A 14,400-nucleotide genomic window follows, 5' to 3' on the forward strand; every position below is an offset into this window, starting at 1 on the left:
CTTCGTCAGGAGCCGTGAGCGCCGACACTTTCTGGAGCGCACTGGCGCTCGTCCTGGTGATCGAGGGCATCCTGCCTTTCGTGTCGCCGGGAGGGTGGCGGCGCGGCTTCGGGCAGCTCATGCAGCTGCGCGACGGCCAGCTTCGTTTCTTCGGACTTTGCAGCATCCTACTGGGTTTGATACTGCTCTGGATCCTGGCCTAGTCTCGGGCTGTTCGCGGTCCCGGTAGAATCCCGGTTTAACCACGCCCCCGATCCCCATGTCCGCTTGGGTCCTCCCGGATCACATTGCCGATGTGCTGCCTTCCGAGGCGCGCCACATCGAAGAACTTCGACGCCAGCTGCTCGATACCGCCCGTGGCTACGGCTACGAGCTGGTGATGCCGCCGCTGCTCGAGCACCTGGAGTCGCTGCTTTCGGGCACCGGCGAGGCGCTCGACCTCCAAACCTTCAAGCTTGTCGACCAGCTTTCCGGCCGCAGCATGGGCCTTCGCGCCGACACCACCCCCCAGGTGGCGCGCATCGATGCTCACCTGCTGAACCGCGATGGCGTGGCCCGCCTGTGCTATTGTGGCCCGGTGCTTCACACCCGCCCGGATCGGCCGCATGCCACCCGTGAGCCGCTGCAGTTCGGCTCCGAGATCTACGGCCACGCTGGCCTGGAGGCCGACACCGAGACCCTGCTGCTCGCACTCGACTGCCTCGATGCCGCCGGCCTGCGCGAAGGCGTGATCGTCGACCTGGCCGATGCCCGCATCGTGCGTGCGCTGTTTGCCGGTGTGCCGGTCGATGCCGCGGTGCTGGCCCGGGTGCATGCCGCGCTGGCCGCCAAGGACGCAAGCGAGCTCGCCTCGCTCACCAAGGATTTCCCCACCGCCTCGCGCGACGGGCTGCGCGCCCTGATCGGGCTCTACGGCGACGCCTCCGTGCTCGACGAGGCCGCGAAGGCCCTCAAGCACACGCCCGCCGTGGGCGCGGCGCTTGCCGACCTCAAGCAGCTCGCTGCCGGCCTGGACGGCGTTGCCGGCCGCCAGATCAGTTTCGACCTGGCCGACCTGCGCGGCTATGCGTACTACAGCGGCATGCGCTTCGGCATCTACGTGCCCGGTGCGGCCGATTCGCTGGTGCGCGGCGGCCGCTACGACGAAGTGGGGGCCGTGTTCGGCCGCAACCGTCCGGCCGTCGGCTTCAGCCTCGACGTGCGCGAACTGGTCGGCGTGCTGCCGGCCCGTCCGCTGCGCGCCGCCATCCGCGCGCCCTGGAGCGATGCGGCCGGCCTGGGTCAGGCAATTGCCCAATTGCGCAAGTCCGGTGAAACGGTAGTCTGCGTGCTGCCGGGCCATGGCAGCGAAATCGATGAATTCCACTGCGACCGCGAGCTCGTCGAGCAAGCAGGCCAGTGGAGTGTCCGAACGATCTGAATTTTTGAAGTAATGGAACGAGCATGAGCGTAACCACCGGAAGAAACGTGGTCGTCGTCGGCACCCAATGGGGCGACGAGGGCAAAGGCAAGCTGGTCGACTGGCTGACCGAAAGCGCCCAGGGCGTGGTCCGCTTCCAGGGCGGCCACAACGCGGGCCACACGCTGGTCATCAACGGTGTGAAAACCGCGTTGCACCTGATCCCGAGCGGCATCATGCGGCCCGGCGTCAAGTGCTACATCGGCAACGGCGTGGTGCTGTCGGCTGCCAAGCTGTTCGAGGAAATTGAAGGGCTGGAGAAGGCCGGCGTCGAAGTGCGTTCGCGCCTGCGCATCAGCGAGGCCTGCCCGCTGATCCTGCCGTTCCATGCCGCGCTGGACATCGCGCGCGAGGCCTACCGCGAAAAGGGCGGCATCGAGAAGATCGGCACCACCGGCCGCGGCATCGGCCCGGCCTATGAAGACAAGATCGCCCGCCGCGCGCTTCGCGTGCAGGACCTGAAGCACCCAGAGCGTTTCGCGGCCAAGCTGCGCGTGCTGCTCGACCTGCACAACCACGTGCTGACTCAGGTGCTGAGCGCACCGGCCATCGACTTCGACGAAGTCTTCAACGAAGCGATGAAGCACGCCGAGCTGCTCAAGCCCATGATGGCCGACGTCTCGCGCGAGCTGAACGATGCGCACAGGAACGGCGCCAACCTGCTGTTCGAAGGCGCGCAGGGCACGCTGCTCGACGTGGACCACGGCACCTACCCGTACGTCACCTCGAGCAACTGCGTGGCCGGCAACGCCGCCGCCGGTTCGGGCGTGGGCCCGGGCATGCTGCACTACATCCTGGGCATCACCAAGGCCTACTGCACACGCGTTGGCGGCGGTCCGTTCCCCACCGAGCTCGACTGGGCCACGCCCGGCACCCCTGGCTACCACATGAGCACCGTGGGCGCTGAAAAGGGCGTGACCACAGGCCGCAGCCGCCGTTGCGGCTGGTTCGACGCCGCACTGCTCAAGCGTTCGGCGCAGGTCAACGGCCTATCGGGCCTGTGCATCACCAAGCTCGACGTGCTGGACGGCCTCGAGAAGCTCGAACTGTGCACCGGCTACGAGCTCGACGGCGAGATCACCGACATCCTGCCGATGGGCGCCGACGAGATCGAGCGCTGCACGCCGATCTACGAGACCCTCGAAGGCTGGAGCGAAAGCACCGTGGGCGTCACGCAGTACGACAAGCTGCCGATCAATGCGCGGCTGTACCTGCAGCGCATCGAGCAGGTCACCGGCGTGCCGATCCACATGGTGTCGACCAGTCCCGATCGCGACCACACGATCATGATGCGCCACCCCTACCTGGCCGACTGAAAACAGAGGAAAAGAAGAACCATGTTGACCGAAGACGGCAAGCATCTCTACGTCAGCTACGACGAGTACCACAACCTGATCGAGAAGCTCGCGATCAAGGTGCATCAGTCGGGCTGGCAGTTCGACACCATCCTCTGCCTGGCACGCGGCGGCATGCGCCCCGGCGACGTGCTCTCGCGCATCTTCGACAAGCCGCTGGCGATCATGTCGACCAGCTCGTACCGCGCCGATGCCGGCACGGTGCAGGGCCACCTGGACATCGCCCGCTTCATCACCACCCCCAAGGGCGAAATCGCCGGCAAGGTGCTGCTGGTGGACGACCTGGCCGACTCGGGCCACACGCTGCACGCCGTGATGGACATGCTGCGCAACAACTACCCGCCCATCACCGAATTGCGCAGCGCCGTGATCTGGACCAAGGCGCTGTCGACCTTCACGCCCGACTACCAGGTGGAATTCCTGGCTACCAACCCTTGGATTCATCAGCCCTTCGAAGGCTACGACTCCATGGGCGCCGAGAAGCTCATCGAGAAGTGGTCGGTCTGATGACCCAGTCCCGCCGGTTCAACCGGCGGGGTTGAGCAGCATCGCGGTGTAGCGCCGCTGCATTTCTTCCGGCGTCAGCTTCTCGATGCTGTGCCCCACGTTCCAGCGATGGCCGAAGGGGTCGCGAAAGACGCCGGAACGCTCCCCATAAAACTGATCCTGCGGCGCCATGTCCAGCGTGGCGCCAGCCGCGACCGCGCGCGCCACGACCGTGTCGGCATCGTCCACATGCAGGTGCAGCGTGACCGCGGTGCCGCCCAGTGTCTTCGCGCTGTGGATGTTGAACTCGGCGAACTCGTCCGAGAGCATCAGGATCGCGCCGTTTTGGAAGTCCAGCTCGGCATGGCCGATGCGCCCGCTGGGCTCGGTCAGCCGGAAGATCTCCTTCACCTCGAAGACCTTGCAATAGAAGTCGATGGCGGCAGCCGCGTCGTTCACGCAGATGTAGGGGAAGAGTTCGTGTATGGCCATGGTGTTCGTCCGTCAGGTGTTGGATGAGCGCGATTCTGCTTTCCGACCCATTTCACGTCTTGAAGAAATTTGACCTGCTGGCAGCCGCTCAGACCGGCACGTGGCGCGACGACTTCGGTGCCGCGCGCCGGTAGGCTTGCGGCGACATGCCGGCGATCGCGAGGAAGTCGCGGTTGAAATGCGCCTGGTCGCTGTAGCCGGCATCCAGCGCCAGATCAGCCCAGGGCTGCTCGGGTTCGGTCGCGAATCGCCCGAGGACGTTGTCGAAGCGAAGCATGCGTGCGTACTGCTTGGGTGCCAGGCCGGTCATGCCGCGAAAAAGCACAATGAAACGCCGGTGGCTGTAGCCGCTTTGCGCTACCAACTGGTGGATCGCACCGGCTTGCGTACCTTCGTCGTGGGCGTTCCAGCCGGCCATGCTGGCCAGCGCCTGCGCCACTGCAGGATGCAGGCGATGCGCTGTGGAAGCGGCGAGCCGCGCGCTCAGCAACGCATCGACGATTTCCAGTTGCCGCGCAGGCGACTCGGCGGCATGAAGCTGCTCCAGTGCGAAAGCAGCCGCCGTGCCCCAGAGTGCCTCCAGCGGTGTGTGGCGGCCGGCCAGTGCGTCTTCCGGGGCGCCGAGCAGCGCCTTCGCCGCGCCCGGCCGCAGCATGATGCCGACCGAGCGCGTCTGCAGCGAAACGTCGCGCACGAAGAAGGCCGAGCGTGTGCCGCCCACCATCGCATGGCCCACGGTGTAGCCCTGTGCATCCGCGCCGTCCCGGAACAGCCGCAGCGGCGGTCCGGAGAGCCGGAACACCAGGTGCATGCCGCCCGTAGGCAGCACATGTTCGCGCGCTCCCGGCCGTTCTCGCGGCGCCCCGTCGGGCGTGGAGGCCCACAGCAGCCGCACGAAGGGCCGCAGCTGAGGTGCGGGAAGGCGGGTCAGTTGCATGTGCGGAGAGTGTCCGTCGAGCCACTTCGCAGCGCAATCGGGCCCAGGCGCGAGCAGGGCGCGCGACCGCCGCGCTAGGATTCACCCATGAGCAAGCTTTCCACGACCCTGATCCACCACCCTTACACACCACCCGACACCTTCGCCGCGCCGCAGCCCGGCGTGTTCAAGGCCTCGACGGTGTTTTTCGCCGACGTGGCGGCGATGCGCGCGCGCGACTGGAAGACCAAGGCCGGCTATACCTACGGCCTGCACGGCACGCCCACCACCTTCACCCTCGAGGAGCGCCTGGCCACGCTCGAAGGAGGTACCGAGTGCCTGCTGGTGCCCAGCGGCCTGGCCGCGATCTCGCTGGTCGCGTTCGCCTTCCTGAAGACCGGCGATGAAGTGCTGATCCCCGACAACGCCTACGGCCCCAACAAGGCGCTGGCCACTGGCGAGCTCGCCAACTTCGGCATCACTCACCGCCTGTACGACGCGATGGACCCGTCCGACCTCGAGGCCAAGCTGTCGTCCCGCACGCGGCTGGTGTGGGTCGAGGCGGCCGGTTCGGTGACGATGGAATTCCCCGATCTGCCCGCGCTGGTGGAGGTCTGCCGCGCGCGCGGCGTGATGACGGCGCTAGACAACACCTGGGGCGCCGGCCTGGCCTTCGCGCCCTTCGATTTCAACGGCACGGGGCAGGGCGTAGACATCTCCGTGCATGCGCTCACCAAGTACCCGAGCGGCGGCGGCGACGTGCTGATGGGCAGCGTGGTCACGCGCGACGAGCGCCTGCACCGCGCCCTCAAGCTCACCCACATGCGCATGGGCTTCGGCATCGGCGTGGGCGACGTCGAGACGCTGCTGCGCTCGCTGCCCAGCATCGGGTTGCGCTATGCGGCGCACGACCGCGCGGCGCGCGAGCTGGCGGGATGGCTCAATGGCTGCGAAGAAATCGCGCAGGTGCTGCACCCGGCGCTCGAGGATTCGCCGGGCCATGTTCACTGGCGTGCCCTGTGCGGCGAAACCGGCCTGGCGGCAGGCCTGTTCTCCGTGGTGTTCGACGAGCGCTTCCGCACCGAGCAGGTCGACCGCTTCTGCGACAGCCTGAAGCTGTTCCGGCTCGGCTATTCGTGGGGCGGGCCGATCAGCCTGGTGGTGCCCTACGACATCGGCCTGATGCGCGACGCCAGCGTGGCGCGCTGGCCCCACAAGGGCACGCTCGTTCGCTTTTCGATCGGCCTGGAAGACGTGGACGATCTGCGGGCCGATCTGCAACAGGCGCTGGCACGGATGTAAGAAAGCGAATCGACCGCCTTGAGGGCCGCCGTGGGGAGCTCTTGAGACTGCACCGTTATCGCTTACAGTAGGCCACGCGCAGTCACCCTGACTGCCTCGCCCAAGGAGAAGCAGTGGCAACACCAAATTACGGCTACGAGAAGCGCCAGAAAGAGCTGGCCAAGAAGAAGAAGAAGGAAGAAAAGCTCCGGGAAAAGGCGAATCGCAAACTCAGCCCGAGCAGCGACGGACTGGCTCCTGGAGACCCGGAGACCGACGTGGCTTCGCTTGAACGCGATCCCCCCACGGTGCCCGAGTTGCCCACCAAGAACGGTTGATCCGTTTCTGGCGTTCCTCCATGAAAACCGCCACAGGCTTGCGCCCGTGGCGGTTTTTTCATTTGGGCAGCAGCTTGCGCAGTTCGGGCCAGACGTTGTCGAGCAACTGCGGCTGCGCCGCCGCCGTCGGATGGATGCGGTCGGCCTGGAACAGCGAGAGCGCGTCCGGCGCGTCCGCCACGCCCTTGAGCAGGAAGGGCACGAGTGCCGACCGGGTGGCGCCGGCCACCTTCGAGAACACTGCCTCGAAGCGCCGCGTGTAGTCGCCGCCGTAGTTGGGCGGCACCTGGATGCCGACGATCAGCACCTTGGCGCCGGCAGCCTGTGCGGCCTTGGTGATCTGCAGCAGGTTGCTTTCGGTGTCGGCCAGCGGCAGGCCGCGCAGGGCATCGTTGGCGCCGAGTTCCAGCACCACGAGGCTGGGCTTGTGCTGCGTGAGCAGCGACGGAAAGCGGGCGCGGCCGCCGGAACTGGTGTCGCCGCTGATGCTGGCGTTGACAACGGTGGCCGCGATCTTCTGCTGCGCAAGCCTTTTCTCCAGCAAGGGTACCCAGCCTTCACCGCGCTTGAGCCCGTACTCTGCACTCAGCGAATCGCCCAGCACCAGGATCACCGGCTTGCCAGCCGCGGAGGCTGAAGCCTGGGCATGCGCTGCAGTCGTCCATGTCCCCGCGCTGCCGAGCGCGGCGGTGGTCAAGATAAAGTCACGTCGATTCAAAACCAAAGCCTTTCCATGTCCCAACCCCCGTCTGATGCCATTGTCGCCGTCGAGCATGTCTTCAAGTCCGTGACCGACTCGGCCGGCACGCTGGACATTCTGCAGGACATCCATTTCACCCTCGGCGCGCGGGAAACCGCGGCCATCGTCGGCGCCTCGGGTTCGGGCAAGAGCACCTTGCTGTCGATCATCGCGGGGCTGGACACGCCCACGCGCGGCACCGTCAAGCTCGCGGGCGACGACCTGTTCGCCATCGACGAGGACGAGCGCGCCGCCGTGCGCGCGCAACGCGTGGGCTTCGTGTTCCAGAGCTTCCAGTTGCTGGGCAACCTCAGCGCGCTCGAGAACGTCATGCTTCCGCTGGAGCTGGCCAACCGCAAGGACGCCCGCAAGGCCGCCACCGAAATGCTGGGCCGCGTCGGGCTGGGCCAGCGGCTGGGGCATTACCCGAAGGTGCTCTCGGGTGGCGAGCAGCAGCGCGTGGCGCTGGCGCGGGCCTTCGTCGTGCAGCCTTCGCTGCTGCTGGCCGACGAGCCCACCGGCAGCCTGGACTTCGCTACCGGCGAGCAGGTCATGAAGCTGATGTTCGACCTCAACCGCGAACTGGGCACCACGCTCGTGCTCGTCACGCACGACCGCGGCATCGCCGATCGGTGCGAACGCCGCATCACGATCGAGGCCGGGCGAGTCGCAGGTAATGAAAAAGCTGCCGTAGCGCCCGGCTGACAAGCGCGGTAAGCTATCAAACGGATAGCAAATATAGATAGCAGATATAACCAGGAGCAAGATCCCCCATGGACGACCTACCACCGGACGCCATTGCGGCGCTGCGGCGTGGCAGGCTGATCGAAGCCATCAAGATCGTGCGTGACAGCACCGGCATGGATCTCCGGTCGGCCAAGGATGCAGTCGAGCGCTATGCCGCCTGGATGGGGGATCCCGACCGCCGTTCGCCTGACGTTGCCGCACAGGATCGCGGCTTCGCATCGATGCCGTCCACAGCGCTGACCGCGCTGGCGCAAGGCAACAAGGTCGAGGCCGTGCGGCTCACGCGCGAAGCCACCGGCCTGAGCCTCGCGGCCGCGAAGCGGCTGGTCGAGAACCACGAAAACCCGCCGGTTGGCGCATTCGGCCACCTGCCGTCGGAAATACCTCGCCGCCCCGTGGTCGACGAGCCGGGCCGCGTGCCGACCGGCAGCTACAACTGGCTGCCGGTTACCGTCATCGTGCTGGCCATGCTGATGGTCTGGCTGCTATTCGGAAAAGAGCTTTAACCCGATGATCGTTCCCCAGTTCTGGGCCGAAGGCCGCGTCCAGGAGCGCGTGGCCGGCAAGCAAATCACTGTTCGCCGGCACGGCTGGTCCGACGACAGCCCGGTGGCAGCACAGGCGCATGCCGACCAGCGTGCCCGCGAGGCCTTCGACCGCATCGCGGCCGGCGAGAAGCTCGATCGCCGCGAACTCAAGCGCGCCTACAACGGTGCCGACGGCGTGCCGATCCGCGAGGAAATCGTCGAGCGGCAGGGCGACACCGTGGTCACGCGCAATGGCTACGGCGCGCGCTGCCTCAACACCCCCGACGTGCTGTTCGTCGACATCGATTTCGAGGAGCCGCTGCGTGGCAGCGTGTTCGGCTTCGCGCTGGTGCCGGCGCTGATTGCGGGGGTAATCGGCGGCTGGGCCGCCAAGACCTGGCTCGGCGGGCTGATCGCGGGCATCGTGGTGTTTGCCGTGGCCTGGGTCATCGGCCAGCGCAAGAAGCGCGGCGAGCCCAGCGGCAACCCTTCGCCCGAGAAGCAGGCGGCCGAGCGCATCGGGCGCTTCATGCACCAGCACCCCGACTGGCACTTGCGCATCTATCGCACGCCGGCCGGCTTTCGCGTTCTCGCCATGCACGATGTCTTCAAGCCCTCCGACAACGCGGTGGCCGATTGCTTCCAGCTGCTGGGCGTCGACAAGGTCTACGCGCGCATGTGCCGCAACCAGAACTGCTTTCGCGCCCGCCTGAGCGCCAAGCCCTGGCGCATCGGCATCGGCGACCCGATGCGGCCCCGGCCCGGCGTTTGGCCGGTGGCGCCCGACAAGCTGCCCGTGCGCGACGCCTGGATCGCCCGCTACGAAAAAGCCGCCGAAGGCCATGCCGCCTGCCAGTTCCTGGAGGCCGTGGGCAACAGCGAGAAGGTGCATCCGAACGCACTGGCGGTGCAGCAACTGCACGACGAGCGCACCCGCGCAACCAGCGGTTTACCCCTCGCCTGACGGCGCGAGGCACCTTCGTGGAACACCGCGGAACCGGCTTTGCCGGGCCGCCGGTGTTGCCCCCTTCCAGGGGGGAGGAGGCCACACGAAGTGGGCAAGCCTGGGGGTAGGGATAATCACGGGATGTCTTCCCCTAAAGTGATCTTCGGCTTCCATGCCGTGGGCGTGCGCATCAAGACCGCGCCTAAATCGGTGCTCGAAGTGATGTTCGACGCCAGCCGGCGCGATGCGCGCATGAAACAGTTCATTGCGCGTGCGCAAGAAGCCGGTGTCCGGCTGGTCGAGGCCGACGGCCTGCGGTTGTCCAAGCTCAGCGGCAGCCACGGTCACCAGGGCGTGGTGGCGCGGGTCGAACCTGTGGCCCAGGTCCATTCGCTCGACGAACTGCTCGAAGGCCTCGAGGAGGCCGGCACCGTACCGCTGTTGCTGGTGCTCGACGGCGTGACCGATCCGCACAACCTCGGCGCCTGCCTGCGTGTGGCCGACGGCGCCGGTGCGCATGCGGTCATCGCGCCCAAGGACCATGCGGCCGGCATCAACGCCACAGTCGCCAAGGTGGCGAGCGGCGCCGCGGAAACGGTGCCGTACTTCATGGTGACGAACCTTGCACGCACGCTGAACGAACTCAAGGAGCGCAGCATCTGGTGCGTGGGCACCAGCGACGATGCGCCGGGCACGATCTACCAGAGCGACTTCAAGCGCCCGCTGGCGCTGGTGCTGGGCGCGGAGGGCGAGGGCATGCGCCAGCTCACGCGCAAGACCTGCGACGAGCTCGTGAGCATTCCGATGGCGGGCGCGATCGAGAGCCTGAACGTCTCGGTGGCCAGCGGCGTCTGTCTCTACGAGGCTATGCGGCAGCGCGGCGCCTGAGCGCCGTTTCCTAAGCCTGGGGCGGCGGCCCACCCTTGCGGTGGAAGTAGATGAGTTCCGCCACGCGCCGCATCTGCGGCGTGCCCAGCAGGTGGTTGAACATCCAGTCGCTCTGGAAATTGTCGAAGGCCCAGCGCAGCGTGCGCTTGAGCAGGAAGTTCGGGTAGCTGCGCACGAACCAGTTGGCCGGATCGCCCGCCTCTTTTCGCACGAATCGCGCCACCGCCTCGCCCGCGCGCTCGCCGTGCTGCAGCGCGGTGTGGATGCCGCCCGCGGTCACCGGCGACACCATGCCCGCCGCGTCGCCCACCAGCAGCGCCCGTTCCCGCGCAACCCTCGGCAGCACGCCGCCGCATGGAATCATGCCGGCGCGCACTGCGACGGGCGGCGAATCGCCCGGCGACACGACCGAGGCGATCTTGTCCAGCAGCGGATCGAGCCGCAGAGCCTGTGCGCCGCCGGGCACCACGCGGCGCGCCAGCCCTATCTGGCTCACGCCGACACCGTCGAGCGCCCAGCCGATGTAGCCAGGCGCCAGCTTGCGGTCGATGAAGCAGTGCAGCAGGTCGGGCGCCATGCGCGCACCCTGGTATTCATGCTCCACGCCGTACAGGAAGCGCGTATTGCGCGACAGGCCCAGTGCCTTGGCCACGCGCGAATGCGGACCGTCCGCGCCCACGAGGTACGTGGCCGTGATGCAGGGGCCGTGCGTGACCGGCACCTCCCAGCGCCCGTTGATCCAAAGCGCCTGCTCGAACAGCGTGCCCAGCCGCACGTCGACACCGCAGGCCCGCGCCGAGTCCACCATCCAGTCGAGCAGCGCGGGTGCGTCGGTGGCCCAGAACCAGTAGCCCGGCGCGTGCAGGTCGACATGCCGCATGTTGGGCGCATAGAGCCGAACACCCTCGATGCGGCGCACCAGCGCGGGCGGCACCTCGGCCAGCCATGGCACGCTGTCGACCGCGTCCTTGACGATGATGCCGGTGGTGTGGAGTTTGCTGCCGGCGCTGGCTTTCTTCTCGAGCACCATCACGCTGAGTCCTGCGAGGGCCGCGGCACGGGCGCAGGCCAGTCCGGCAAAGCTCGCACCCACCACGAGGAGATCGACCTTGATGCCTGCCGCGCCGCTGACGGCCGATGGGACCGCCACCGCATGCGGCGGTGTGATCAAGGACGAATCGAGGGGGGCGAAGAAACTCGAGGAAGAAGATGACATGGGCTGGCAGTGTTCGATGCGCACCGCGGTCTGCGGTGCGCATGCGAAGTTAGCCAGCCCTTGTGCGCGCGGCGTGAAGCCTGTGTGAACTCAGGACGGGTCTTTGCCGCGCGTGCGGCCGACCGCGCTGAAGATGCCGATCCCGAGCAGGATCGTCGCACCGATGCCGATGTAGAGCGTGGGCACGCCCACCACCGTGGCACCCCAGACAAGGCCGCCAAGGAAGATCAGAAACCCGATCATGTAGAGCGCAAAGGACATCGTCGTTCCTCCGGAAGCTGAGATGCGTTGCAGTATCCCGGCGCAGGCGTGGTCCCGGGGCGGCTCGCGCCGCTTGTCCGTGTGGGAGCGAGCCTACCGGGCGGCTAGGACGGGCTCGCCACCAGCAGGTAGCGGCAGGCGCTTCGCCCCAGCGCCTTGAACACCAGCGGCCGGTCCACACCGAAGTCGAGACAGTCGCCCGGCGCAAGCTCGAAGCGTTCGTCGCCGTAGTCCACGCGAAGCGCGCCTTCGAGCATCCACAGGCACTGCCGGTACGGCTTGCCGCTCCACCGCGGATAGCTGACCTGCGCCGAACGCGGCAGCTCGACCTCGACCAGTTCGACGCCGCTGCCTGCCTGCCTTTCGGCCACCTGGCGCCGGATGTAGCCTGCTTCGGGATCTCGCCAGACGTGCTGCTCGGCCCGCGTGCGCAGGCGTTGGGGGCTGTCTTTGTCTTCGGTCAGCAGCTGCGCCAGCGGCACGCCCAGCCCCGCAGCCAGCTTGCCCAGCAACACTGCCGTAGGGCTGCTCTGCGCGCGCTCCACCTTCGAGATCATCGCCTTGCTGACACCCGACTGCTCGGCCAGTTCGGCAAGGCTGAGTGCCCGCGCCTGCCGCAGCGCCAGCAGCCGCGAGGCGATGAGGGTGTCGATGCTATCGGCGGCGCCTTCTGGAGAAGAAGCGCCGGAGGTGGATGAAGTGTTTCCCATATGAGATTATTATTCTCTTATATTGGACGATTCAAGGAACATCATGCGGCTCATCCCCTGTACCGAAGAAGCGCACGCAGCGGCGATTCTTGCCATCCTCAACGAAGCCATCGTCACCTCGACCGCGCTGTACGACTACAAGCCGCGCACGCCGGAGAACATGGTTGCCTGGTTCGCCACCAAGCGCGCGAACGGCTTCCCGGTGATCGGTGCGGTGGACGACGGCGGCAAGCTGCTGGGCTTCGCAAGCTATGGCGCGTTCCGTGCCTTCCCCGCCTACAAGTACACGGTCGAGCATTCGGTGTACGTCGACAGCGCCCACCGCGGCGCTGGCCTGGGCCGCACGCTGATGGAGGCGATCATTGCCGAAGCCATTGCGCGCGACGTTCACGTGATGGTCGGCGCCATCGATGCCGCCAATGCCGGCAGCATCGCGCTGCACGAGCGGCTGGGCTTCGAGCATTCGGGCACCGTGCGCCAGGCCGGCTTCAAGTTCGGCCGCTGGCTCGACGTGGCCTTCTACCAGCGGATCCTGGCGACGCCGCTGAACCCGGTCGACGGCTGAGCGCTCTCTACGCCAGCGTGTAGAAGCGCATCACCACCTCGGACGGCTTGCGCATGCCGGCGCCGGTGAACATGCGCTCGCTGATCCACTTCAGCGACGGCGAAGTGGTTTCGAAGCGCGGGTTGCAGCGGAAGTACACCTGCGACGGGTCGACGGGGTCGCCGCGCAGCAGCCGGGCCATGACCTCGGGCGTGGCCGAGCGCACGGCCTGGTTCTGCACGTAGATCAGGTCGCCGGCGTCGGTCTCCAGGGCGTAGCGCGCATCGAGCTCGGAGAGCGTCTCGCTCACGATCAACTGAAAGTCGCAGCCGCCCGGCAGAACGCGCGCCCGCCAGCCGTGCCCGGTGGCTTCGCCACCCGTGATGGGCACCACGCGGCGCATCCCGCGCGGGGTGCCGCCCAGCACCTGCGGCGTGCCCACCTCGACGCGCAGGTCGGCGAAGTGCTCGAGCGTTGGCGCGGAGATCGAGTCGAACAGGCTCATCGCCATTGCCTCCTCAGGCCGCGGCGGTCTCGGCGCTGGCGCGGTCGAGCATCTCGATGGTGCCCGCGTCCAGCTTCAGCTGCGTCGCGACCACCAGTTCCTCGAGCTGCGCGATCGACGTCGCGCTGGCGATCGGCGCCGTCACGCCGGGGCGCGCGATCTGCCAGGCGATGGCCACCTGGCCTGGCTTGGCGTTGTACTGCTGGGCCACCTTGTCGAGCGCGTCGAGGATGCGCAGGCCGCGTTCGTTGAGGTACTTCTTGGTGGTGTTGGCGCCGCGGGCGCTCTTGCTTGCATCGGCCTCGGTGCGGTACTTGCCCGTGAGGAAGCCGGCGGCCAGCGCGTAGAAGTTGATCACGCCCACCTCGCGCTTCAGGCACAGCGGCTCCAGCGCGTCTTCGAACACCGCGCGGTCATAGAGGTTGTAGAGCGGCTGCAGGCTCTCGTAGCGGGCGATGCCGAGCTTCTCGGACACGTCCAGCGCCTCGGCCAGGCGGGGCGCGGTGTAGTTCGACGCGCCGATCGCGCGCACCTTGCCTTCCTGGATCAGCTGGTCGAAGGCGCGCAGCGAGTCTTCGAGCGGCGTGTTGGCATCGTCGTCGTGCGACTGGTAGAGGTCGATGTGGTCCGTCTGCAGGCGCCTGAGCGAAGCCTCGACCGCCTCGCGGATGTACTTGGGCGACAGGCCCACCTTGCCTTCGCCCATCGGCTTGCCGACCTTGGTGGCCAGCACCACGCGGTTGCGCTTGCCGCTTTGCTTGAGCCACTTGCCGATGATGGTCTCGGATTCGCCGCCCGTGTGGCCCGGCACCCAGGCCGAGTACACGTCGGCGGTGTCGACGAAGTTGAAGCCGGCGTCGAGCCAGGCGTCGAGCAGCTTGAACGAGGCAGCCTCGTCGACGGTCCAGCCGAACACATTGCCACCGAAGGCGAGCGGCGAAACCAGGAGGCCGGAGCGGCCGAGCGGGCGAAGTTGCGACATGAGTTTGT

General features: G+C 67.2%; 19 protein-coding genes. 11 read left to right on the top strand and 8 right to left on the bottom strand.

Features of this window, described 5'->3' with window-relative positions; translation table 11 throughout:
- Positions 1-14: 14 nt before the first annotated feature.
- The 4 genes from ACWV14_RS14455 to ACWV14_RS14470 are packed head-to-tail and all read left to right on the top strand — an operon-like array spanning position 15 to position 3,321.
- Positions 15-203: a DUF2065 domain-containing protein gene (locus ACWV14_RS14455; RefSeq protein ID WP_081269108.1), complete on the top strand. Its 189-nt coding sequence runs from the start codon at positions 15-17 to the stop codon at positions 201-203.
- A gap of 56 nt (positions 204-259) precedes the next feature.
- The gene (locus tag ACWV14_RS14460; RefSeq protein WP_454909220.1) at positions 260-1,420 is read left to right on the top strand and encodes an ATP phosphoribosyltransferase regulatory subunit; all 1,161 of its coding nucleotides are present in this window, start codon (positions 260-262) and stop codon (positions 1,418-1,420) included.
- 23 nt (positions 1,421-1,443) lie between these two features.
- Positions 1,444-2,775, top strand: a complete 1,332-nt coding sequence (locus ACWV14_RS14465) for an adenylosuccinate synthase (RefSeq protein WP_093052185.1) — start codon at positions 1,444-1,446, stop codon at positions 2,773-2,775.
- Positions 2,776-2,796: 21 nt separating this feature from the next.
- Positions 2,797-3,321 carry a phosphoribosyltransferase gene (locus ACWV14_RS14470; protein ID WP_237674647.1) on the top strand — a complete coding sequence of 175 codons (525 nt, stop codon included), beginning with the start codon at positions 2,797-2,799 and terminating at the stop codon, positions 3,319-3,321.
- 18 nt (positions 3,322-3,339) lie between these two features.
- Here the strand turns inward: ACWV14_RS14470 and ACWV14_RS14475 are convergent, their stop codons facing one another.
- Both ACWV14_RS14475 and ACWV14_RS14480 read right to left on the bottom strand, forming a co-directional pair.
- On the bottom strand, positions 3,340-3,792 hold the full coding sequence (locus ACWV14_RS14475) for a VOC family protein (RefSeq protein WP_454909221.1): 453 nt from the start codon (positions 3,790-3,792) through the stop codon (positions 3,340-3,342).
- A gap of 88 nt (positions 3,793-3,880) precedes the next feature.
- Complete coding sequence (locus ACWV14_RS14480; protein ID WP_454909222.1) at positions 3,881-4,729, bottom strand: helix-turn-helix domain-containing protein; 849 nt, start codon at positions 4,727-4,729, stop codon at positions 3,881-3,883.
- Between the two features lie 87 nt (positions 4,730-4,816).
- On the opposite strand from ACWV14_RS14480, the gene ACWV14_RS14485 reads away from it, so the two are divergent.
- Positions 4,817-6,010, top strand: a complete 1,194-nt coding sequence (locus ACWV14_RS14485) for a PLP-dependent transferase (RefSeq protein WP_454909223.1) — start codon at positions 4,817-4,819, stop codon at positions 6,008-6,010.
- 113 nt (positions 6,011-6,123) lie between these two features.
- Complete coding sequence (locus tag ACWV14_RS14490; RefSeq protein ID WP_055796387.1) at positions 6,124-6,327, top strand: hypothetical protein; 204 nt, start codon at positions 6,124-6,126, stop codon at positions 6,325-6,327.
- Positions 6,328-6,385: 58 nt separating this feature from the next.
- Here the strand turns inward: ACWV14_RS14490 and ACWV14_RS14495 are convergent, their stop codons facing one another.
- Positions 6,386-7,024: an arylesterase gene (locus ACWV14_RS14495; RefSeq protein WP_454909224.1), complete on the bottom strand. Its 639-nt coding sequence runs from the start codon at positions 7,022-7,024 to the stop codon at positions 6,386-6,388.
- A gap of 36 nt (positions 7,025-7,060) precedes the next feature.
- Here ACWV14_RS14495 and ACWV14_RS14500 point away from each other — a divergent pair, with 36 nt between their 5' ends.
- From ACWV14_RS14500 to rlmB, 4 genes are all read left to right on the top strand, one after another.
- Positions 7,061-7,771, top strand: coding sequence for an ABC transporter ATP-binding protein (locus tag ACWV14_RS14500; RefSeq protein WP_454909225.1), 711 nt, complete (start codon positions 7,061-7,063; stop codon positions 7,769-7,771).
- Between the two features lie 68 nt (positions 7,772-7,839).
- Positions 7,840-8,319 carry a hypothetical protein gene (locus ACWV14_RS14505; RefSeq protein WP_454909226.1) on the top strand — a complete coding sequence of 160 codons (480 nt, stop codon included), beginning with the start codon at positions 7,840-7,842 and terminating at the stop codon, positions 8,317-8,319.
- A 4-nt stretch (positions 8,320-8,323) separates the two neighbouring features.
- Entirely contained in the window at positions 8,324-9,304 is a 981-nt protein-coding gene (locus tag ACWV14_RS14510) for a hypothetical protein (RefSeq protein ID WP_454909227.1), read from the top strand.
- Between the two features lie 123 nt (positions 9,305-9,427).
- Positions 9,428-10,174, top strand: a complete 747-nt coding sequence (rlmB, locus tag ACWV14_RS14515) for a 23S rRNA (guanosine(2251)-2'-O)-methyltransferase RlmB (RefSeq protein ID WP_454909228.1) — start codon at positions 9,428-9,430, stop codon at positions 10,172-10,174.
- Positions 10,175-10,184: 10 nt separating this feature from the next.
- Here the strand turns inward: rlmB and ACWV14_RS14520 are convergent, their stop codons facing one another.
- The 3 genes from ACWV14_RS14520 to ACWV14_RS14530 all read right to left on the bottom strand — a co-directional run bounded on the left by ACWV14_RS14520 (position 10,185) and on the right by ACWV14_RS14530 (position 12,361).
- Positions 10,185-11,390: an NAD(P)/FAD-dependent oxidoreductase gene (locus ACWV14_RS14520; protein WP_454909229.1), complete on the bottom strand. Its 1,206-nt coding sequence runs from the start codon at positions 11,388-11,390 to the stop codon at positions 10,185-10,187.
- 90 nt (positions 11,391-11,480) lie between these two features.
- Positions 11,481-11,651: a hypothetical protein gene (locus ACWV14_RS14525; RefSeq protein WP_237674634.1), complete on the bottom strand. Its 171-nt coding sequence runs from the start codon at positions 11,649-11,651 to the stop codon at positions 11,481-11,483.
- Between the two features lie 104 nt (positions 11,652-11,755).
- Positions 11,756-12,361, bottom strand: coding sequence for a helix-turn-helix domain-containing protein (locus ACWV14_RS14530; RefSeq protein WP_454909230.1), 606 nt, complete (start codon positions 12,359-12,361; stop codon positions 11,756-11,758).
- 43 nt (positions 12,362-12,404) lie between these two features.
- On the opposite strand from ACWV14_RS14530, the gene ACWV14_RS14535 reads away from it, so the two are divergent.
- Positions 12,405-12,926 (top strand): GNAT family N-acetyltransferase, encoded by a 522-nt coding sequence (locus ACWV14_RS14535; RefSeq protein WP_422086305.1) that lies wholly within the window; start codon positions 12,405-12,407, stop codon positions 12,924-12,926.
- 7 nt (positions 12,927-12,933) lie between these two features.
- On the opposite strand, the gene ACWV14_RS14540 is transcribed toward ACWV14_RS14535, so the two are convergent.
- On the bottom strand, positions 12,934-13,410 hold the full coding sequence (locus tag ACWV14_RS14540; protein WP_422086306.1) for a DUF3237 domain-containing protein: 477 nt from the start codon (positions 13,408-13,410) through the stop codon (positions 12,934-12,936).
- A gap of 13 nt (positions 13,411-13,423) precedes the next feature.
- Entirely contained in the window at positions 13,424-14,392 is a 969-nt protein-coding gene (locus ACWV14_RS14545) for an aldo/keto reductase (protein WP_454909231.1), read from the bottom strand.
- Positions 14,393-14,400 lie beyond the last annotated feature (8 nt).

It is taken from the genome of Variovorax durovernensis, assembly GCF_977011995.1.